We start from the raw sequence: 19,659 nt of genomic DNA on the forward strand, positions 1-19,659 counted from the left end.
GCACGACCTGCGGCGGGGCCCGCGTACCGTAGACGTCGTGCCTGATATTCCGTTCGGCTTCGCGCTCCCGGGTGGTCAACCACCAGACCCCAACGATCCCGCGGCGATGCAGCAGTTCATGTCGCAGTTGCAGCACCTGCTCTCGGCGCCGGGCAGCGGACCGGTCAACTGGGACCTCGCCCGGCAGGTAGCCGCCAGTCAGCTCGCCGCCGCCGGCGACCCGGCGGTGTCGCCGTTCGAACGCAACGCGGTCGAGGAGGCGCTGCGCATCGCCGACCTCTGGCTGGAGCCGGCGACCTCGTGGCCCTCCGGCATCCGCAGCTCGGTCGCCTGGAACCGCAACGAGTGGATCTTCAAGACGCTCGACGTGTGGCGCAAGCTCTGCGACCCGGTGGCCAGCCGGATGGTCGGCGCGATGGGCGACCTGGTGCCGCCGGAGGCCCGCGCCCAGCTCGGCCCGATGCAGTCGATGGTCGCCACACTCGGCGGCGCCCTCTTCGGCGGCCAGCTCGGCCAGGCGCTCGGCTCGCTCGCCGCCGAGGTGCTCTCCGCCGGCGACATCGGCCTGCCGCTCGGCCCCGCCGGCACCGCCGCGCTCGTTCCCGCCAACATCAAGGTGTACGGCGAGGGCCTGGAGCTGCCCGAGGACGAGGTACGCCTGTACGTGGCCCTGCGCGAGGCCGCCCACCAGCGCCTGTTCCAGCACGTGCCGTGGCTGCGCGGGCACGTGCTGGCGGCGGTGGAGAACTACGCCGCGGGCATCCGGGTCAACCGGGAGGCGATCGAGGAGGCGATGGGCCGGGTCGACCCGACCGACCCGGAGTCGATGCAGGCGATCGCGCTGGAGGGCATCTTCACGCCCGAGGACACGCCCGCGCAGAAGGCGTCGCTGGCCCGGCTGGAGACCGTGCTCGCGCTGGTCGAGGGCTGGGTCTGCCACGTCGTCGACAGGGCCGCCGGTGACCGCCTGCCCAACGCGGTACGCCTCGGCGAGGCGTTCCGCCGCCGCCGCGCGGCGGGTGGCCCGGCCGAGCAGACGTTCGCCGCGCTTGTCGGCCTCGAACTGCGGCCCCGTCGCCTGCGTGAGGCGTCGGTGCTGTGGGCGGCGCTCACCGAGCACCGCGGCATCGCCGGCCGGGACGCGGTCTGGGGCCACCCGGACCTGCTGCCCTCCGACGACGACTTCGCCGCGCCGGAGGCGTTCGCCACGACGAGCACCGATCTCGACGACGAGCTGGCGAACTTCGACTTCTCCGCACCGGGCGCCCCGGAGGAGAAGGCCCCGGGCGAGGACGACGACAAGCGCTGACGCGTACGCGACGGGGCCCGCACGGATCACCGTGCGGGCCCCGTCCGCGTCTGCGCCCCCGGCCCCGCCCCGCCGCCCGGCGGGGTGTCAGACGGGGTGGCCGGACAGCAGGGCGCGGGTGGCCTCCCAGCCCTCGACGGCCGGATCGAGGGCGGTCAGGTCGGCCGGGCCGCGCATCCGGCGCCAGCCGGCGGTGACCGCCACGTCCCCCGGGCTCGGCGCCGCTCGCCGCACCTCGGCCGGCTCGGTCGTGTCCAGATCCAGCGCCGGCAACCACTCCGGTACGGGCAGCCGCGCCGCCACCCCCAGCAGCCCGGTTCCGCCTCCCTCGGCGGGGGCCACCGCCACCGGCCGGGTGGTGAGCGGCCGGAGCAGCTTGCCGAGCGTCAGCCCGGGCACGTCCGGCGCGTCCGCCGCCACCACAGCCACCTGGTCGTAGCCGCCCGTGTGGGCCGCCCGGTCACCGGTGTCCACGACCCGGCCCCGAGCCGCCGCGCTCTCGGATCCATGCGCGGACGACTCCCCGGCCAACGCCGCGAACACCGCGTTCGGCGTCGGCTCGGCCACCTCGTACACCTGGGTGCCGGGCCAGACCACGGCGTCGGCCAGCCATCGGTCCCGGGCCGTGACCGCCACCGCGGTCTCCACCTCGTTCAGAGTGGCCAGCAGGTCCACCACGTCCTCGGCGAGCGCGGTACGCCAGCGCGTCGGATCGATTCCGGGCGGCGACCAGGTCACCGGGCCGAGCAGCGCCACCACCACACGTCGCGACATCCGCTGACCTTAACCCCACCGCCGGCCGGGTCCGCCCTCGATCATGACGTCGGCGCGACGGAGCGGACCAGACGCCGGCCGCGGCCAGGGGTGGTCAGGGGACGGCTGCGGTGGCGGCAACGCCCTCCAGGTAGCCGCGGGCCCGCTCCGATCTCGGATAGCGGGCGACGAGCGCCCAGAACTCGGCGTTGTGGCTGGGCACGATGAGATGAGCCAGCTCGTGCAGCAGCACGTAGTCGATCACCCAGTCGGGCATGTCCTGGACCCGGTGCGAGAGCCGGATGGTGCGGTCGGCGGGCGTGCAGGAGCCCCAGCGGCCGTTCTGGTTGGTCACCCAGCGGACGCTGGCCGGCACGGCGGCCGATCCGTACTCGGTCAGGTAGAGGTCGATCAGACGGGCGGCGCGGGCGAGCAGTTCGGCGTCCGAGCGGGTCAGCCGGCCCTCACGGGCGGCGAGCCGGGCGAGCATCCGGTCGACCCACTCGCTCTCCTCGGCCCGGGAGAACTGGTCGGGAATCAGCACGACGACGCGCTCCCCGTCCCGGTACGCGGACACCGTGCGCCGCCGACGCTGGCTGCGCCGCACCTCGACGACGGGCTTCCGCGTCACGGCCATTACCGGTCCGCGCAGCCTCGGTTGACTGTCACGAGGGAAAGCTAATGCGTACTGACCAGGGCTCCGCAAGAGTCAACACGACGACACGCGCCCGGAAAATGGCGGTTGATTGTCCGGAGTCCGGAAAAAATTCTTTGCGACGGTAGCTGACCATCACCTGACCGGCCCTGTTCACGTTAAGTGATCTACGACGGGTGACGGTCGGCGGGGCGGCGCGAAGGGGAGCTGGGCGCATTTCATCCGGCGTGTCCGCGCGAAACTGACTTATCCGACGTTACTCGGCATGCACACTCTCGACGTCGACTTGCTCACAGAGTCGGCGTACAGCTGACATGGAACCGCCCAGACCTGGGTAGGGTCCGCCAACCACGGTCAGGTGACTGGCCGCGGAGAACCCCCGGCGCCGGTGCCACGCGTGGGCCGCCGCAGGGAGACCCGCCGGACACCTCCGGCGGACGAGACGAGGAGGCTACCGTGGCCGACCAGGCCCAGACCTACAACGGTTACTGCGTGAAGTGCAAGGAGAAGCGGGACTTCGAGGGGCACGTGGAGGTCTCGAAGACCGGCATGAACATGGCAAAGGGCAAGTGCCCGGTATGCGGCACAACAGTGAACCGCATCCTGGGCAAGGCCAAGGTCTGACCCGTAGGACACACGGGGGAGGGCGGCCGGTGGCCGCCCTCCCCCGTCGCGTAGCCGACACAACTACCGGCTGGTTGTGGAAAACCGGCGAGATCCTGTGGACAACGCTGGCCACGGCACGCGCGGCTGTGGACAACGAGTGACGGATCGCGTGGAGACGGTCACGATGAGTTGCGTGACCGATCCGACACCGCTCGTCCGCCCCATCCTGCTGCCCGGCCTCACCCGGCTCTGGCGCGACCGGCACACGCTCCAGCTCGGCGAGCAGCCCGGCCGGGCGTTCCTGCTGGAGATTTCCTCGCCCGGGACCGCCCGCCTGCTCGACCTGCTCGACGGCACCCGCAGCGAACGCGCCGTGCTCGCCGAGGCGGGCGCCGCCCGGATCCCGTCCGACGAGGCCCGCGCCCTGCTCGACACGCTCCGGGACAACGGACTGGTGGTGCCGGCGCAGGCGCTGCTCCCCCGTGACCTCACCGGATCGGCCCGGGCCCGGCTGGCCGCCGAGGCCGCCGCGCTGGCGCTCGCGTCACCCGACCTGCCCGGCACCCCGGCTCGGCTGCTGCGCCGCCGCCGGGGCGCGCGGGTGCTGGTCACCGGCACGGGACGGCTCGGCGCGACGGTCGCCGTCGCGCTGGCCCAGGCCGGCGTCGGGCACGTCGTACCCGATCTGGCCGGCCCGGTCGGCGCCGGCGACCTGGCCGGGACCGGCCTGACCACCGCGGAGCTGGGCCGGCCGCTGGCACCGGCGGTACGCGCGGCGCTGGAGCGGTGCGCGCCCGGCACGGTCACCGCCCCGTTGCGGGGAACCCGGCCGGACCTGGTGGTGCAGCTCGGCGTCGACCGTCCGGCGGAACTGCTCGCCACCGGTTACGCCCGCCGGCGCCAGCCGCATCTGCTGCTCGATCTGCGCGGCGGCGTACCGGTGATCGGTCCGCTGGTCCGCCCACCCGCCGGTCCCTGCCTGCGCTGCCTCGACCTGCATCGCGGCGACCGGGATCCGGACTGGCCCGCGCTGGCCGCCCAGCTCGCCGCCGACCGGGGCGAGCGGGCCTGCGCCGTCGCCACCGGGCTCGCCGCGGCGGCCTTCGCGACGGCGGAGGTGCTGGCCCAGCTCGACGGCGGCCAGCCGGAGACGCTCGGCGGCGCGGTGGAGATCCGCGGTCCCGGCCGTGTCCGTCACCGACGGTGGCCGCCGCACCCCTCCTGTGACTGCTGCCGGCGTCGCCCGATCCGGTCGGTGCCGGTCGCTACCCGCCGCACGGCAGCAGCGGAGGCCCCGAGTCGGTAACAATGGCCGGGTGACCGACATCCCGCGCCGGGCCGTGTCCCGCACCGCCAAACTCGCCGCCCTGCCGCTCGGGTTCGCCGGTCGAACCGTGCTCGGCATGGGCAAGCGGATGACCGGCCTCGCGTCCGACGTCATCTCCGCCGAGATCCAGCAGCGCACCGCCGAGCAGTTGTTCAGCGTGCTCGGGCAGCTCAAGGGCGGGGCGATGAAGTTCGGCCAGGCCCTTTCGGTGTTCGAGGCGGCGTTGCCCGAGGAGGTCGCCGCGCCCTACCGGCAGGCGCTCACCAAACTCCAGGAGGCCGCGCCGCCGCTGCCGGCGGCCACCGTGCACAAGGTGCTGGCCGAGCAACTCGGCCCGGACTGGCGCGACCGGTTCGTCGAGTTCGACGACACTCCGGCCGCCGCGGCGAGCATCGGGCAGGTGCACCGCGCGGTCTGGCGCGACCCGGGGTACGGCCCGGCCGGTGGCCCTCTCCACCGGGACGTGGCCGTGAAGATCCAGTACCCGGGGGCCGGTGACGCCCTGCTGGCCGACCTCAAGCAGCTCTCCCGGCTCGGCGGCATGTTCCGGGCCATCCAGCCGGGGCTGGACGTGAAGCCGCTCCTGGCCGAGCTGCGCGAACGCATCACCGAGGAGCTGGACTACGAGCTGGAGGCGGAGTCGCAGCGGGCGTTCGCCGCCGCGTACGCCGACGACCCGGACATCTTCATCCCGGAGGTGCTCGACGCCGCGCCGCGGGTGCTGATCACCGAGTGGGTGGAGGGCATCCCGCTGTCCCAGATCATCCGGGAGGGCACCGAGGAGCAGCGGAACGAGGCCGGCCGGCTGATGGCCGAGCTGCACCTGTCCGCGCCGGAGCGGGCCGGGCTGCTGCACGCCGACCCGCACCCGGGCAACTTCCGGCTGCTCCCGGACGGGCGGCTCGGTGTGATCGACTTCGGGGCGGTGGCCCGGATGCCGCAGGGCACCCCGGAGCCGATCGGCCGGATCGCGGCGCTGGCGCTGCGCGGGGACGCCGACGCGGTGGTGGAGGGGCTGCGCGCCGAGGGCTTCGTCAGCCGTACCGAGTCGATCGACGCCCCGTCGGTGCTCGACTTCCTCCGCCCGATGCTGGAGCCGATCGCCGCCGACGAGTTCCGCTTCACCCGGGCCTGGCTGCGCGCCGAGGCGACCCGGCTGGCCAGCCCGCGCTCCCCCGCCTACCAGCTCAGCCGCCAGCTCAACCTGCCCCCGTCGTACCTGATGATCCACCGGGTGACGCTGGGCTCGATCGGTGTGCTCTGCCAGTTGGAGGCGAAGGCGTCCTACCGGTCGATCCTGGAACGCTGGCTGCCGGGCTTCGCGCCGGTGCCCTGAGCACCATCCTGCGCCGAGGAACGGCGAAGGGGCGGTGACCTGTCGGTCACCGCCCCTTCCTCATGTGTTCGTTCTACAGAACGCCCAGGTCGCGGGCCGACTGGCTGCGACTCCGCATGGCGACGTTACGGGCGGAACGGGTTGCCTCAGTGCTCGTGGTGGTGCGACCGGCCTGAGGCCGGCGCATTCGGGCCCTGGACAACGCTTCGTGGAGTAGTTGCATCTCGAATCCGTTCGGCAGGTTCAGCATCAGAATTTCTCTCTCAGGTCGGCCGGTGGAGGGACACCGGCATCGGTCGGGCTCGGTTCGTAGGTGTGTCAGGCTGCCAGCCGGACGGAGTTCCGCGACTCGGACAGCCCGCTGGCCGCCAGTCGCGCCTCCGCCTCGACCCGGAGCTGCGCGTCACGGGCGAGGTCCTCCTTGCGCGGACGGCCACGGGGCCGCTTGCGCGGGACGACCGCGCCACGCTCGAAGATCTCGCCGCCCCAGACGCCCCAGGGCTCGGCTCGCTCGACCGCGCCGGCCAGGCACTCGACGCGCAGCGGGCAGTCCCCGCAGAGCGACTTGGCCAGCTCCAGCTCGGCGGGCGAGTCGGAGAACCACAGGTCGGGGTCGAACTTCCGGCAGGGCAGGTTCGCCTCCACCTCGACGCTCACGTCGAGTGGGGCCAACGCCAGACTCATCCTCCGGTCACCTCTCTCTCACTTCGATCTCGTGGATCGCATTCCGACGTACTTCGGCGGGACAAAAAACTGAGGCCGCGGATCCCGGTAGCGGGTTCCGCGGCCTCGAGGTGAGCCGGCGTCTGATGGATCAGACCGGTCTACCTCGAGGTGGAACGCCGCGGACATCCGTGCGCTTCTTGGCGCCATCGATGCCCATGCCCGCGAAGCCACTGGTCCCCTCGACTCCGGCGATCGGCGCAACGGTCAGGTTCAGCTCGGCCTGAACCTGGACCTGGTGCACCTGCGGAACCGACGGTCGAGCAGCGAGGGCCACCCGGACAGCCGACAGCGGAGCGACGGCAGACGGCATCGCCGCGAGACGCTCATAGTTGAAGATCTTCATTGGTGCCACCTCCCTACTCTCCTCGTGCCGACCACGGACTCATCCCCCTTGAGCAGCCAGAACGACGCCGCTCGCGAGGTGTGTCCTGAGGCTATTCCTCGCCCTCGGGGGAGGGCAAACGATTTAAGGCTAGATTTCGAAAGTTTTCTGCGGGCAGACCTCGTCCACGGTGGAGCCCGCCACCAGGGCCAGCACCGTATCGCCGTAAAGCCCCACTTTTCGGGGCCCGATCCCGGCGATCGCCACCAGTTCCTCGGTGCGGCCGGGCTTCCGCTCGGCCAGCGCGGTGAGCGTGGCGTCGGTGAAGACCACGTACGCCGGCACCTTCTGCGCGCCGGCCACCCGCTGCCGCCACTCGCGCAGGCGCTCGTACAGCTCATCGTCGATGTCCGACGGGCAGGTCGGGCAGCGGCCCAGTTTGCGGTCCGCGCCGGCGAGCAGCGTGGCGCCACAGATCCGGCAGGAGACCACCTGCGGCCGGCGCCGCTCGGCCCGCCGCGCCGGTCCGGCGCCGCCGGCCCGTTCCCCGCCGCGGGCCCGTTCCCCGCCGCCGGAGCGGTCGAGCTGCGGCAGGAACCGCGACGGCCGCCGGGACCGGCCACCGGGCGAGCGCGAAGTGGCGTACGACAGCCAGAGCCACTCCCGCGCCCGGGTGATCCCGACGTAGAGCAGCCGCCGCTCCTCCTCGACCTGCTCCATTGTCTTCGCGTACGTGGTGGGCAGCGTGCCCTCGGCCAGCCCGACCAGGAACACCGCGTCCCACTCCAGCCCCTTCGCCGAGTGCAGCGACGCGAGCGTCACCCCCTCGACGGTGGGCACGTGCTGCTGGGCGGCCCGCCGGGCGAGTTCCTCGGTGAAGCCGGTCAGGCCGGGCTCGTCCTCGGCTTCCGCCGCGTACTCCTCGGCGAGCTGGACCAGCGCGGCGAGCGCCTCCCACCGCTCACGGGCGGCGCCGCCGGGCGGGGGCGCGTCGGGCGCCCAGCCGACGGCGGTGAGCGCCTCCACCACGGCGGCCGGCAGCGGGGTCCCCGGGTCGGCCGACCGGGTGGCGGCGCGCAACGCGATCATCGCCTGGCGCACCTCGGGCCGCTCGAAGAACCGCTCCGCGCCCTGGAGCACGTACGGCACCCCGGCCTCGGAGAGCGCCTTCTCGTACGCCTCGGACTGCGCGTTGGTGCGGAACAGCACCGCGATCTCCCGCGCCGGGGTGCCGCCCGCGACGAGCGCCCGGCAGCGGGCGGCGACCGCGTTCGCCTCGGCCGGCTCGTCGGTGAAGATCCGCAGTTCCGGTTCCGGGCCGGGCCGGCGCTGGCCGTGCAGCTCCAGCCGCAGCCGCGCCTCGGCGCCCCGGGCCTGGGAGATCACCGCGTTGGCGAGCCCCACCACCTGCGGGGTGGAGCGGTAGTCGCGGACCAGCCGGACCACAGTCGCGCCCCGACGCAGCCGGGGGAAGTCGACCAGGTACGACGAGGTGGCCCCGGTGAACGAGTAGATCGTCTGACTGGCGTCGCCGACCACCGTCAGGTCGTCCCGGCCGCCCAGCCACGCCTCCAGCAGCCGCTGCTGGAGCGGGTTGACGTCCTGGTACTCGTCGACCACGAAGTGCCGGTACTGGTTACGCACCTGCTCGGCCACGTCCGGGTGCTCCTCGATGCCCCAGACCGCCGCGCGCAGCATGTCCTCGAAGTCGATCACGCCGTTGCCGCGCTTGAGCCGCTCGTACGCGTCGAACACGTCGGCCACCCGGGCCGGCTCGTACGGCGTCTCGCGCAGCGCCTTGGCCGCGGCGACCACGTATTCCCCGGGCTCGACAAGCGACGACTTGGCCCACTCGATCTCGGCGGACAGGTCCCGCGCGGCGGCCCGGTCGGCGCGCAGGCCGACTTTGGCGGCGGCCAGCGTGACCACCCGCACCTTGCTGTCCAGCAGCTCCGGCATGGCCCGCCCGGCCAGCAGCCGGGGCGCGAAGTAGCGGACCTGCCGCAGCGCCGCGGCGTGGAACGTGCGCGCCTGCACACCCTGCACCCCGAGCACGGTGAGACGGCTTCGCATCTCGGCGGCGGCACGGGCGGTGAACGTGACCGCCAGCACGTGGCGACCGGCGATGTCGCCGGTCAGCGCCCGGTACGCGATCCGCGACGTCACCGCCCGGGTCTTGCCGGTGCCGGCGCCGGCCAGGATGCAGACCGGCCCGGCCGGGGCGGTGACCGCGGACCGCTGCTCCGGATCCAGTCCGGCCAGCACCCGTTCCGCACCTGAGTGAACACCCACAGCAGGGAATCATCCCAGCATCGTCCGACGTTGCAGCGGTTAGCCTGGCCTGATCGGACCGGGCGCGAGTCACCCCCTGGAGGAGCAGACCATGCTGACGATGTATTCCACCCCGTGGTGCGGCTACTGCCACCGGCTGAAGTCGCAGCTCGACCGGGAGGGCATCGCGTACGAGGTGGTCGACATCGAGCAGGACCCCGCGGCCGCGGACTTCGTGATGGGCGTCAACGGTGGCAACCAGACCGTCCCGACGCTGCGCTTCGCCGACGGCAGCGCCCTGACCAACCCCTCGATCACCCAGGTCAAGCAGCACCTGGCCGCGCTGCCCGGCTGATCTCCCGCGACGCCGCGAGCGGCCGTACCCGGATCGGGTGCGGCCGCTCGTCGCGTTCAGGACCCCCCGCGGCTGAGCACCCCGTCGTCGGCCGGCCGCCGGGGCGCCGGGATCCGGACCGGCGCCGCGACCGGCGTGGTCAGCCCGCGACCCCGCCACAGGTAGAGGCCGGCCGCCGTGGTGACCACCCCCACCACCGCGAACAGCAGCCGGTAGTCGAACACGCCGACGAGCAGCGCACCGCTGCCGATGGAGAGCGCCTGCGGACCGCTGACCAGGGCCTCGGACGCGGCGGTGACCCGGCCCAGCAGCCGCGGCGGGGTCCGCCGCTGGATCAGCGTGTTCAACCCCACCATGGTCAGCGGCAGCGAGAGGCCGGCCAGCAGCAGCGCCACCACCCCGAGCCACAACCGGGGGTACGCGAGCGCCAGCGCGGCCGGTCCGAAGAACGTCACGCCCGCGGCTAGCGCGCCGACCTCGCCGAACCGGCGGACCACGGCGGCCGAGAACAGGCCGCCGGCCAGGCCGCCGACGCCCTGCACCATGACGAGCACGCCGACGAACGCGGCGTCGCGGCGCAGGCCCAGATCGACGTACGCGAAGATCAGCGACTCGGTGAAGCCCATCACCAGCGAGCCGAGCCCGTACCCGAGCAGCGCCCGGCGCAGCGCCGGCTCGCCGGTCAGGTGGCGCAGCCCCGCGCTCAGCTCGGACGGACCGCGGCGGGCCGGCCGTGGCGGTGTGCCCTCCACGACGCGCAGCCGCGCGACCACCGCCGCCGCCGTCAGGAAGCCGGTCATGGCCATGACGACGAGCAACCATCCGCCCACCACGGCGTAGACACCGGCCCCGGTCAGCGGCCCGATCAGCCGCAGGCCCTGCCGGACGGTCTGCAGCAGTCCGTTCGCGTCGGCCAGCAGCTCGGCCGGGACCAGATGCCGGATGAGTCCGTTCAGCACGGCGGCGAGCGTGATGTATGACAGCCCGTAGAGCGCGGCGACCACGTAGATCACCCAGACGTCGGACCGGTCCCGGACGGCGAGCAGCGGGCTGAGCAGCACTGCCGCGACCAGGTTGGCGGCGATGAAGAACGGTCGCCGGCGGCAGCGGTCGACCACCCAGCCGACCAGTGGGGCGAGCGCCATCGGCGCGATGACCGCGAAGATGGTCGCCCCGGCCATGCTGTCCGAACCGGTCAGGTCCTTGACCCAGACGGCCAGGGCGAGCAGCAGGACCGACTCCGCCGCCATGCTCGCGACGAGCGCGGCGAAGAGGAGACGGAAGTCGGGGCGGCGCAGGACGGTGCGCATCGATTCCCTCCGGAGGGGGTGCGCCACCAGGGCGCGTCGGGGGCGGGCGCAGGTGAAGACGCCCTCCACAGTCCTCTTTTTGTCACGTGACACGCCCTCGCCGGAACCTCCGGCGCCGGTCGCGCCGTCCATACTGACCGTGGGGGGCGAATTTCATACAGTTACCGTTGCGTCAAGCGACGGTCGACGGGAAAGAGGACGCCGTGCCTCCTGCCGTACCAGGCCCGATTCTGCGCCGTCGCCGGCTCGGCACCGAGCTGCGCCGGCTCCGCGAACAGGCCGGTCTGACCGGTGACCAGGTCATCGAGCGGATCGGCTGGGCCTCCGCATCCAAGCTGTCCCGCCTGGAGAACGGCCGCAGCCGTCCCGACCCGGACGACGTGGACGCGTTGCTGACGCTCTACGGCGCCGACGAGGAGCAGCGCGCCGAGCTGACCGGCATCACCCACGAGGCCGGCGACATGCGCGGCTGGCTGCGCAACTTCCCGGTGATGACCCAGCAGCAGCGCGCCTTCGCCGAGCTGGAGGGCGGTTGCGCGGAGATCTCCGAGTACAACCCGGTGCTGGTGCCGGGGCTGTTGCAGACGCCCGGGTACGCCCGGCACCGGATCATGTCCGCAGCGCAGGTGGCCGCCGACGCCGGCGACCCGGAGAGCGAGGATCCCGAGACCGAGGTACGCGCCCGGCAGGCCCGCCAGTCGCTGCTGACCCGCTCCCCCGACGTGCCCCGCTACACGGCGGTGCTGGAGGAGGCCGCGCTCGGCCGCCGGGCCGGGCCGCCGGAGGTGCTGCACGAGCAGCTCGTCCACCTGTGCGAGATGGCGCAGCTTCCGAACGTGACGCTGCGCCTGCTGCTGCGGGACACCCGGGTCGGTGACTGGTTCCTTCCGCCGACCGCGTTCTCGGTCTACCGGTTCGCCGATCCCCTCGATCCAGAGACGCTCGCCATCGAAGGTGGGTTCACCGACGTCATGTCGACCGAGGCAAACACCCTAAATCGCTATAAAGTGGTGTTCGAGTGGCTATGCTCGTCGGCGCTCTCCGCATCGGACACCCTCTCCTGGTTGATCGAGGCGACAGGACGGCTGACCGGCACGGCAGTCGAGTCCACGGTGGCGTACGGGCCGGCAACGGCGCCGGCCCAACGTCGCCGGGACTCGGGGCGCCTCACCAAGGAGCGGTGATCCGACACGGACGCTGCCCGCGCGGGTGCCGCTCGTCCCCATCGGAGCACCTCACCAGGAGCAAGCACCATGAACGAGACCCGCACCAGCACGACCGCCCTCTCGGCACGGCTCGCCGGCGCCGCCTGGCGCAAGAGCACCCGCAGCCAGACCTCCAACTGCGTGGAGGTCGCGCCGCTCGACTCCGGGCCGGCGACGGTGGCGCTGCGGGACAGCAAGGACCCGAGCGGACCGGTCCTGCTGTTCGACCGGGCCGGCTGGCTCGGCTTCCTCGCCGGCACCAAGAGCGGTCAGTTCGATCTGGACTGATCCGGCGAACCACGGGGGCCGTCGGCGCGAACCGGCGGCCCCCTCACCTGTCCGTCCTCGACAACGGTGCTGACCTGGGATCCCCCGATCGGTCGAGGTGGTGCGTTTCCCTTGCCGGGCGGAAACATCGGCGTAACATGACGCGGGAGTGACGTGGAAGTTCCAGCGTGTAACCGCCGATTGTCCGGGGGACACCATGCGGTTCCTGATCGTCCGCACCGAGATCCGTACCGCCGTCGACGCCGAGATCGCCGCCGCCTGGGCCGGCGGTCGCCGGCTGCGGGACGAGAAGAGCACGCCGGAACCCCGCCGCCAGGTCGTCCACGCCGAGGACCGGGACGCCGCCCTCCTGCTCGCCCGCGCGCTGTCCGCCGTCGGGGCGGTACGCGCCGGCCGGCACCGGGTCAAGGTGCTGCCGATCGAGGAGCCCGCCGCCTGGCACCAGTGCCGCTGGGACGGTGGATGACCGGACGCTCACGTCCGTCGCCGGCCGGACCGGCCTCCCTCGCCGTTCCCCGCCACACCCGGCCACGACGGAACGTGTTCCCGGCCCGCGGCCGTCGCGGCAACGACGGCCCGGGTCGGGGCCGCGTCCATCTCGGCGCCCGGGCAGGTGGTCAGCAGTGGCCGTCGAGCCAGCGGTGCACCAGGAACAACGCGATCGACGACGGCGGCGGCAACACCAGCCGGTCTCCCCCACCGACCGGCACCGGTTCGTCCGCGAGCGCCGCGCCGATCTCCCGGCGGGTGAACCAGCGCGCGTGCGCGATCTCGGCCAGGTCGACCCGGATCGGCGCGTCCGCGTCGGCGCGGGCCAGGAAGCCCAGCATCAGCGAGCCCGGGAAGGGCCAGGACTGGCTGCCCACGTACGCGATCTCGTCGACCGGGACGCCGACCTCCTCGCGGACCTCGCGGAGCACGGCGGCCTCGGCCGACTCGCCGGGCTCGACGTATCCGGCCAGGCAGGAATAGCGGCGCATGCCCGGGGTGCGCGGCCATGTCGCGTTGTTGCCGAGCAGGCAGCGGCCGTCCGGGCCGTTCACCCCGTCGTGCACCAGCACGATCATGGCCGGGTCGGTACGCGGCCAGACCCGGTCACCGTGCGGGTCGATCCGCGACCAGCCGGCCTCGTCGGCGCGGGTCGGCTTGCCCGTCGTCGACGAGTAGCCGTGCCGCAGGTGCCAGTTGAGCAGCGCGAGCCCGGTGGTGAACAGGCCCGCGTCCCGGTCGGTCATCAGATGGCCGACCTCGCGCAGGTGGGCCGGACGGGTGTCCGGCAGCACCGGCAGCGGCCCGTCCACAGCGAAGACCGGCACGCCGTCCGGCTCGACGCCGAGGAACATCGGCACCGACCGGGGCACCTCGGTCAGCTCACCGGGAGCGACCAGGACCAGCTCCGGCGGGGCCGCCGCGCCCCGGACCAGCGCCCTCCCCTCGGCGGCGGAGTCGAGCACCAGCACCCGGGCCCGCTCCCACGCCTCGGTCAGCCAGGCCGGGTCGGCACGCCGGTGCGCGGCCCGGTCGAGCGTGGACCGGGCCAGCGGCGGCGCGGATTCGCCGCTCATGCCGATTCCGTACGCACCGGTGTCAGCGCGGCGAGCGAGTCGGCCACCCGCGCCGCGTCGCCGAGCACGACGGTGACCGCGCGCGCCGGCGCCAGGTAACGGGCGGCCACCTCGGCCACGTCGTCCACCGTCGCGGCGGCCAGCCGGGCGGCGTGCTCGGCGAGGAAGTCCAGCCGCAGCCCGTTGCCGGCGTACGCGCTGGTCAGCGACGCGAGACCAGCCTGGGTGGACATCCCGAGCTGGAGCGTGCCGAGCGCGTACTGGCGGGCCTGATCCAGCTCGTCGGGCTTCGGCGGCACAGTCGCCAGGCGGCCCAGCTCGTAGGTCGTCTCCACCAGCGCCGCCGCTGTCACCTCGGTGGCCACCTCGGCACCGGCGACGAGCAGCGAACCGGCCACCGAGTGCTCCACGAGCGAGCGCGGCCCGTACGTGTAGCCCTTGTCCTCGCGGATGTTCTCCACCCAGCGGGAGGAGAAGTAGCCGCCGAAGATCAGGTTGGCGAGCTGCAGCGCGGCGTGGTCCGGATGCGTACGGGGCACCGCCGGGAGCGCGAGGCGTACCGAGGACTGCACCGAGCCGGGCCGGTCGACGAGCAGCAGTGGCCCGGGTTCCAGCGGCGGCGCGGGCGGCAGCTCGGCGATGTGGCCGTCACCGCGCCACCCGGCGAGCGCCTTCTCGGCCGCGTCCAGCGCCCGCTCCGGCGCCACGTCGCCGACGATCACCAGCACCGCGCCGGCGGGGTGCACCCGCTCGGCGTGCAGCCGGCGCAACGCGGCCGGGCGGACCGCCCGGACCTGGTCCGGGTCGGGCGTCTGCACCGCGTACGGGTGCCGGCCGTACACCCGCTTGAGCAGCGCGGTGCGGGCCAGGTGGGACGGCTGGCTCTGGGCGACCTGGATGCGGTCGACCAGCCGGTCCCGCTCGGTCTCCACCCAGTCGGCCGGGTAGGCGGCGCCGGTGAGCACCTCGGCCAGCAGCTCCAGCATCCGGTCCAGCCCGGTGACCAGGCCCGCGCCGGAAAGCATCAGCCGATCCGGGTCGACACCGGCGGTCAGCCCGCCGCCGACCTTCTGCAACTCGGCGGCCAGCTCGGTGGCGCTGTGCGCCTCGGTGCCGGAGAGCATGGTCTGCGCCAGCATCGCGCCACGGGCCAGGTGGGTACGTCCGAACGGCATCCACAGCCGCAGCTCGACCAGCGGTACGGCGGAGCGGCGTACCGCGATCACGGTGAGGCCGTTGCGGAGCGTGCGCTCGGCCTGCTTCGGCACCTTGAGGCGGCGGTTGGGACCGAGCGCCGGCAGCGGCCGGACGGTGGTCGTAGTCACTGGGCCATCTCCGTTCGCGACTGCGGGGCTCGCAAAACCGGCTCACTCCTCGCGCTCACCGCCCACCTCCGGCAATGACCTCGACGGACGCGCGGCGCTCGGGCCGCAGTGTGGCGGCGGCGGCGCGGACCTGCTCCTCGGTCACCTCGCCGACCAGCCGGGGCAGGTCGTTGAGCAGGCCGGGTTCGCCGCGTTGCTGTTCCAGCACCGCCATCCGCAGCGCGCGGCCGAGCACCGCGTCCGTGTCGCGCAGCAGGTGGGTGGCCATCCGGGCCTGGGTACGCGCCAGCTCCCCCTCGGTCAGCCCGTCGGTCGCCAGCCGGTCCAGTTCCTCGTCCATGGTGCGCAGCACCTTGTCCACGTCACCGCCGGGCGGCAGGTGCGCCTGGAGCAGCAGCGCGGTGGGGTCGCGCACGTCGAACGGGTCGCCCATGAACCCGACGTACCCGCCGAGGCTGGTCACCGACCGGTCGCGCTGCACCAGCCGCTCGACCAGCCGGGAGGCGTCGCCGTCGGTGAGCACCTCGGCCAGCACCACATAGGGCAGGTAACCGGTGAAGTCGTCGATCGGGTCGGGCACCCGCCACGCGCCGGCCACCGCCGGGAGCGGGGCCAGCGCGTCGGTGTACGTGCTGCGCCGCTCGGCGGTCAGGTCGGGCTCGGCGAAGTCGGGCCGCCGCGGGGCGGGCCGGGCCGGCACGTCCCCGAAGTGCCGCTCGATGAGTTCGGTCGCCTCGGTCACGTCGATGTCACCGCTGACCGCGAGCACCGCGTTGCCGCTGGCGTAGTAGCCGCGGAAGAAGTCGGCGGCGTCGGCAACGGTGGCCGACTCCAGGTCGACGAAGGAGCCGTAGCCGTCGTGCGCGTTGGGGAAGGTGTCGAACATCACCGGGGGCAGCGTCAGCCAGGGAAACCCGCCGTACGGCCGGTTCAGCACGTTGACCCGGATCTCCTCCTTGACCACGTCGACCTGGTTGCGCAGGTTCTCCTCGGTCAGCCGCGGGCCGCGCATCCGGTCGGCCTCCAGGAACAGCGCCCGTTCCAGGGCGTTTGCCGGCAGCGTCTCGAAGTAGTCGGTGTAGTCCAGGTGGGTGGAGCCGTTGAACGTCCCGCCCGCGCCCTGGACGTGCCGGAAGTGGGCCAGCTTCTCCAGGTTCTCCGAGCCCTGGAACATCAGGTGCTCGAAGAGGTGCGCGAATCCGGTGCGTCCCTCCGGCTCCGAGCGGATGCCGACGTCGTAGACCACCGCCACCCCGATGACCGGGGCGCTGCGGTCCGGCGTGAGCACCACGCGCAGGCCGTTGTCGAGGGTGAACCGTTCGACCGGGTACTTCGTCGCTGGAATCTTCGCTCTCCGCGTCGGCACGAGATCGACACTAGCGCCTCGGTACCGGCTCCACCGCCGGTGTGCCGTGGCCCACCGTACGGCGGTGCCGGTGGCTGGCCGACCGGCCACGCCTTCTCCACCGAACAGGTGGGATTACCGGGAAATCCCAGGTCGCGGGGGGCGGCCCGGAAACAGGGCTTGACGCCGCCCGCGAGCTGCCCCACTCTTCCTACCAACTAAATAGGAATACTGCGGATTGGACATTCGATGAGACGGCTTCCCCTGCGCCGCCTGGCCACCCTCGCGGCCCTGGCCGCCCTCGGCGCGGCCACGCTCGGCACCACCGCCGCCTGCGGCGAGGACAGCGACGCCGGCGCCGCGTCCGGCCCGGTAACGCTGCGCCTGGGCTACTTCCCCAACATCACGCACGCCCCGGCCGTGGTCGGCGTGGAGAAGGGGATCTTCGCCGAGAAGCTCGGCAGCGACGTCAAGCTGGACACCAAGACGTTCAACGCGGGCCCGGCCGCCATCGAGGCCGTCTTCTCCGGCGCGCTCGACGCCACGTACATCGGTCCGAACCCGACGGTGAACGCCTTCTCCAAGTCCAAGGGCGAGGCGGTCCGGGTCATCTCCGGCGCCGCGTCCGGCGGCGTCGCGCTCGTGGTCAAGCCCGGCATCACCTCGGTGGAGCAGCTGCGCGGCAAGAAGATCGCCACCCCGCAGCTCGGCAACACCCAGGACGTGGCGCTGCGCTACTGGCTCAAGGAGAAGGGCCTGGAGACCACCAAGGAGGGCGGCGGCGACGTCAAGGTCGTGCCGCAGGAGAACGCGCAGACGGTCGAGACGTTCGGCAGCGGCGCGATCGACGGCGCCTGGGTGCCCGAGCCGTTCGTCTCCCGGCTGGTGAACGCCGGCGGCAAGGTGCTCGTCGACGAGCGCGACCTCTGGCCGGACAAGAAGTTCGTCATCACCAACCTGCTGGTCAGCACCAAGTTCCTCAAGGCGCACCCGGACCTGGTGAAGAAGCTGGTCGAGGGCCAGGTCGCGGCGAACGAGTTCGTCAACACCAAGCCGGACGAGGCGCAGCAGGCCGTCTCCGACCACATCGGCAAGATCACCGGCAAGCCGCTGGACCTCAAGCTGATCAAGCAGGCGTGGCCGACGCTGGAGTTCACGAACGACCCGATCCCGTCGTCGCTGAAGGCCGGCCTGGACCACGCGGTCGCGGTCGGGCTCACCCAGCCGGTCGACCTCAACGGCCTCTACGACCTGAAGTACCTCAACGAGGTGCTCAAGGCGCAGGGCAAGGCCGAGGTCAGCCAGCCGTGACGTCGACGGACACGACCCCGCGCAGCGCGACCGGCTCGGTCGCGCTGCGCGGCGTGACGAAGGTGTACGGCCAGGGCGAGCAGGCGGTTCTGGCGCTGGACGGGCTGTCGCTGGACATCGCGCCGGGCGAGTTCGTCTGCATGGTCGGCGCGTCCGGCTGCGGCAAGAGCACGCTGCTCAACCTGGTCGCCGGGCTGGACCGGGCCAGCGGCGGCGCGGTCGAGCTGGGCGAGGGCGTCACCCCGGGCCTGATGTTCCAGGAGCCGGCGCTGTTCCCGTGGCTGACCGTCGAGGGCAACGTCGAGGTGCCGCTGAAGCTGCGCGGGCTCCCCCGCGACCAGCGCAAGGAACGGGTGGCCGAGCTGCTGCGCACGGTTCACCTGTCCGAGTTCGGCCGCAAGCGGCCGCACCAGCTCTCCGGCGGCATGCGGCAGCGGGTCGCGCTGGCCCGCACGCTCGCGTTGGAGACGCCGGTGCTGCTGATGGACGAGCCGTTCGGCGCGCTGGACGCGATGACCCGCGACATCCTGCACGACGAGCTGGAGCGGATCTGGACCGAGCGCAAGCTCACCGTCCTCTTCGTCACGCACAACGTCCGCGAGGCGGCCCGGCTCGCCGACCGCATCGTGCTGCTCTCCAGCCGGCCCGGCCGGATCATCTACTCCACCGAGGTCGCCGTGCCGCGCCCCCGGCGGATCGACTCGCCGGAGGTCTCGGCCATCGCCGCCGAGGTCACCGACCGGCTGCGCAAGGAGGTGGGCCGGCATGGCCAGTGACACCATGTCCGCGTCGGCACGGGCCGACGCGGAGATCTCCGGACTCGACGCGCTGGAGATCGCCGGCCGGGAGAAGGGACCGTCCACGGTACGCCGCCTGTGGTCGGCCACCTGGCCCAAGTTCGCCGCGCTCGCGCTCGCGGTAGCGATCTGGCAGGCGGTGGTCTGGTCCGGGTGGAAGGAGCCGTGGGCGCTACCCGGCCCGGCGGTGGTCTTCGGTGACCTCGGCGAGTACCTGCTCAGCTCGGCGCTCTGGGAGGGCCTGGCCACCACCGCCCGGCGGGCGGCGGTCGGCTTCGCCGCCGCGGTCGCGGTCGGCCTGCTGCTCGGCCTGGCGGTGGCCCGGGTCAAGGTGCTCCGGGCCGCGCTCGGCTCGATGATCACTGCGTTGCAGACAATGCCGTCGATCGCCTGGTTCCCGCTGGCCATCCTGCTGTTCCAGCTCAGCGAGCAGGCGATCTTCTTCGTGGTGGTGCTCGGCGCCGCGCCGTCGGTCGCCAACGGCGTCATCCACGGCGTGGACTACGTGCCGCCGCTGCTGGTCCGCGCCGGCCGCAACCTGGGCGCCCGCGGGCTCAATCTCTACCGGTACGTGATCGCGCCGGCCGCGCTGCCCGCCATCGTGGCCGGGCTCAAGCAAGGCTGGGCGTTCGCCTGGCGCAGCCTGATGGCCGGTGAGCTGCTGGTGGTCATCGCCACCCGCACCTCGATCGGCGCTCAGCTCACCTACGCACGCGAGCTGAGCGAGGCGCCCCGCCTGATGGCCATCATGATCGTCATCCTGGTGGTGGGCCTGCTCGTGGACACCGCGTTCGGCGCAGCCGACAAGGCGATCCGCCGCCGCTGGGGCGTGCTGGACCAGGCCGGCAACTGA

20 protein-coding genes are annotated in these 19,659 nt (G+C 72.9%); 11 read left to right on the forward strand and 9 right to left on the reverse strand.

Translation table 11 applies throughout. The features are described from left to right. The first annotated feature begins 37 nt into the window (after positions 1-37). The gene (locus tag ACFYON_RS20375) at positions 38-1,309 is read left to right on the forward strand and encodes a zinc-dependent metalloprotease (protein WP_354871610.1); all 1,272 of its coding nucleotides are present in this window, start codon (positions 38-40) and stop codon (positions 1,307-1,309) included. Between the two features lie 87 nt (positions 1,310-1,396). Here ACFYON_RS20375 and ACFYON_RS20380 read toward each other — a convergent pair whose 3' ends face one another. Both ACFYON_RS20380 and ACFYON_RS20385 read right to left on the reverse strand, forming a co-directional pair. Continuing rightward, positions 1,397-2,083 (reverse strand): hypothetical protein, encoded by a 687-nt coding sequence (locus ACFYON_RS20380; RefSeq protein WP_357708223.1) that lies wholly within the window; start codon positions 2,081-2,083, stop codon positions 1,397-1,399. 94 nt (positions 2,084-2,177) lie between these two features. Further along, positions 2,178-2,699 (reverse strand): M48 family metallopeptidase, encoded by a 522-nt coding sequence (locus ACFYON_RS20385; RefSeq protein WP_354871615.1) that lies wholly within the window; start codon positions 2,697-2,699, stop codon positions 2,178-2,180. Positions 2,700-3,173: 474 nt separating this feature from the next. Between ACFYON_RS20385 and ACFYON_RS20390 the strand changes: the two genes are divergently transcribed. From ACFYON_RS20390 to ACFYON_RS20400, 3 genes are all read left to right on the forward strand, one after another. After that, on the forward strand, positions 3,174-3,341 hold the full coding sequence (locus ACFYON_RS20390; RefSeq protein WP_007464795.1) for a DUF5679 domain-containing protein: 168 nt from the start codon (positions 3,174-3,176) through the stop codon (positions 3,339-3,341). Positions 3,342-3,507: 166 nt separating this feature from the next. Next, complete coding sequence (locus ACFYON_RS20395; protein ID WP_355047443.1) at positions 3,508-4,629, forward strand: TOMM precursor leader peptide-binding protein; 1,122 nt, start codon at positions 3,508-3,510, stop codon at positions 4,627-4,629. 10 nt (positions 4,630-4,639) lie between these two features. Continuing rightward, a complete protein-coding gene (locus ACFYON_RS20400) occupies positions 4,640-5,986 on the forward strand; it encodes an AarF/ABC1/UbiB kinase family protein (RefSeq protein ID WP_354871617.1) in 1,347 nt (448 codons plus the stop codon). Between the two features lie 318 nt (positions 5,987-6,304). Here the strand turns inward: ACFYON_RS20400 and ACFYON_RS20405 are convergent, their stop codons facing one another. From ACFYON_RS20405 to ACFYON_RS20415, 3 genes are all read right to left on the reverse strand, one after another. Further along, positions 6,305-6,670, reverse strand: a complete 366-nt coding sequence (locus ACFYON_RS20405; RefSeq protein WP_091422217.1) for a WhiB family transcriptional regulator — start codon at positions 6,668-6,670, stop codon at positions 6,305-6,307. Positions 6,671-6,800: 130 nt separating this feature from the next. Then, positions 6,801-7,055 (reverse strand): hypothetical protein, encoded by a 255-nt coding sequence (locus tag ACFYON_RS20410; protein WP_184688293.1) that lies wholly within the window; start codon positions 7,053-7,055, stop codon positions 6,801-6,803. Between the two features lie 129 nt (positions 7,056-7,184). Continuing rightward, positions 7,185-9,326, reverse strand: coding sequence for an ATP-dependent DNA helicase UvrD2 (locus ACFYON_RS20415; RefSeq protein WP_354871621.1), 2,142 nt, complete (start codon positions 9,324-9,326; stop codon positions 7,185-7,187). Positions 9,327-9,417: 91 nt separating this feature from the next. Between ACFYON_RS20415 and ACFYON_RS20420 the strand changes: the two genes are divergently transcribed. After that, positions 9,418-9,660 carry a mycoredoxin gene (locus tag ACFYON_RS20420; protein ID WP_354871623.1) on the forward strand — a complete coding sequence of 81 codons (243 nt, stop codon included), beginning with the start codon at positions 9,418-9,420 and terminating at the stop codon, positions 9,658-9,660. A gap of 56 nt (positions 9,661-9,716) precedes the next feature. On the opposite strand, the gene ACFYON_RS20425 is transcribed toward ACFYON_RS20420, so the two are convergent. After that, positions 9,717-10,970: an MFS transporter gene (locus tag ACFYON_RS20425; protein ID WP_354871625.1), complete on the reverse strand. Its 1,254-nt coding sequence runs from the start codon at positions 10,968-10,970 to the stop codon at positions 9,717-9,719. 203 nt (positions 10,971-11,173) lie between these two features. On the opposite strand from ACFYON_RS20425, the gene ACFYON_RS20430 reads away from it, so the two are divergent. From ACFYON_RS20430 to ACFYON_RS20440, 3 genes are all read left to right on the forward strand, one after another. Next, positions 11,174-12,154 carry a helix-turn-helix transcriptional regulator gene (locus tag ACFYON_RS20430; RefSeq protein ID WP_354871626.1) on the forward strand — a complete coding sequence of 327 codons (981 nt, stop codon included), beginning with the start codon at positions 11,174-11,176 and terminating at the stop codon, positions 12,152-12,154. A gap of 69 nt (positions 12,155-12,223) precedes the next feature. Beyond that, complete coding sequence (locus tag ACFYON_RS20435) at positions 12,224-12,463, forward strand: DUF397 domain-containing protein (protein ID WP_354871628.1); 240 nt, start codon at positions 12,224-12,226, stop codon at positions 12,461-12,463. Between the two features lie 196 nt (positions 12,464-12,659). Beyond that, complete coding sequence (locus tag ACFYON_RS20440; protein WP_354871631.1) at positions 12,660-12,929, forward strand: hypothetical protein; 270 nt, start codon at positions 12,660-12,662, stop codon at positions 12,927-12,929. 151 nt (positions 12,930-13,080) lie between these two features. On the opposite strand, the gene nudC is transcribed toward ACFYON_RS20440, so the two are convergent. The 3 genes from nudC to ACFYON_RS20455 are packed head-to-tail and all read right to left on the reverse strand — an operon-like array spanning position 13,081 to position 16,719. Next, positions 13,081-14,028, reverse strand: a complete 948-nt coding sequence (gene nudC / locus ACFYON_RS20445; protein ID WP_354871633.1) for an NAD(+) diphosphatase — start codon at positions 14,026-14,028, stop codon at positions 13,081-13,083. After that, complete coding sequence (locus ACFYON_RS20450; protein ID WP_354871636.1) at positions 14,025-15,353, reverse strand: pitrilysin family protein; 1,329 nt, start codon at positions 15,351-15,353, stop codon at positions 14,025-14,027. The genes nudC and ACFYON_RS20450 overlap by 4 nt, the downstream gene beginning before the upstream one ends. 55 nt (positions 15,354-15,408) lie before the next feature. Further along, positions 15,409-16,719: a pitrilysin family protein gene (locus tag ACFYON_RS20455; RefSeq protein ID WP_354871639.1), complete on the reverse strand. Its 1,311-nt coding sequence runs from the start codon at positions 16,717-16,719 to the stop codon at positions 15,409-15,411. Positions 16,720-16,947: 228 nt separating this feature from the next. Here ACFYON_RS20455 and ACFYON_RS20460 point away from each other — a divergent pair, with 228 nt between their 5' ends. From ACFYON_RS20460 to ACFYON_RS20470, 3 genes are read left to right on the forward strand one after another with little or no spacing between them, the layout of a single operon-like run. Further along, positions 16,948-18,009, forward strand: a complete 1,062-nt coding sequence (locus ACFYON_RS20460) for an ABC transporter substrate-binding protein (RefSeq protein WP_355095174.1) — start codon at positions 16,948-16,950, stop codon at positions 18,007-18,009. Beyond that, complete coding sequence (locus ACFYON_RS20465) at positions 18,006-18,785, forward strand: ABC transporter ATP-binding protein (RefSeq protein ID WP_354871643.1); 780 nt, start codon at positions 18,006-18,008, stop codon at positions 18,783-18,785. The genes ACFYON_RS20460 and ACFYON_RS20465 overlap by 4 nt, the downstream gene beginning before the upstream one ends. After that, positions 18,775-19,659 (forward strand): ABC transporter permease, encoded by an 885-nt coding sequence (locus tag ACFYON_RS20470; RefSeq protein WP_354871645.1) that lies wholly within the window; start codon positions 18,775-18,777, stop codon positions 19,657-19,659. Before ACFYON_RS20465 ends, ACFYON_RS20470 begins: the two co-directional genes overlap by 11 nt.

The organism is Micromonospora sp. NPDC005686, from assembly GCF_042871665.1.
Taxonomy (GTDB): domain Bacteria; phylum Actinomycetota; class Actinomycetes; order Mycobacteriales; family Micromonosporaceae; genus Micromonospora.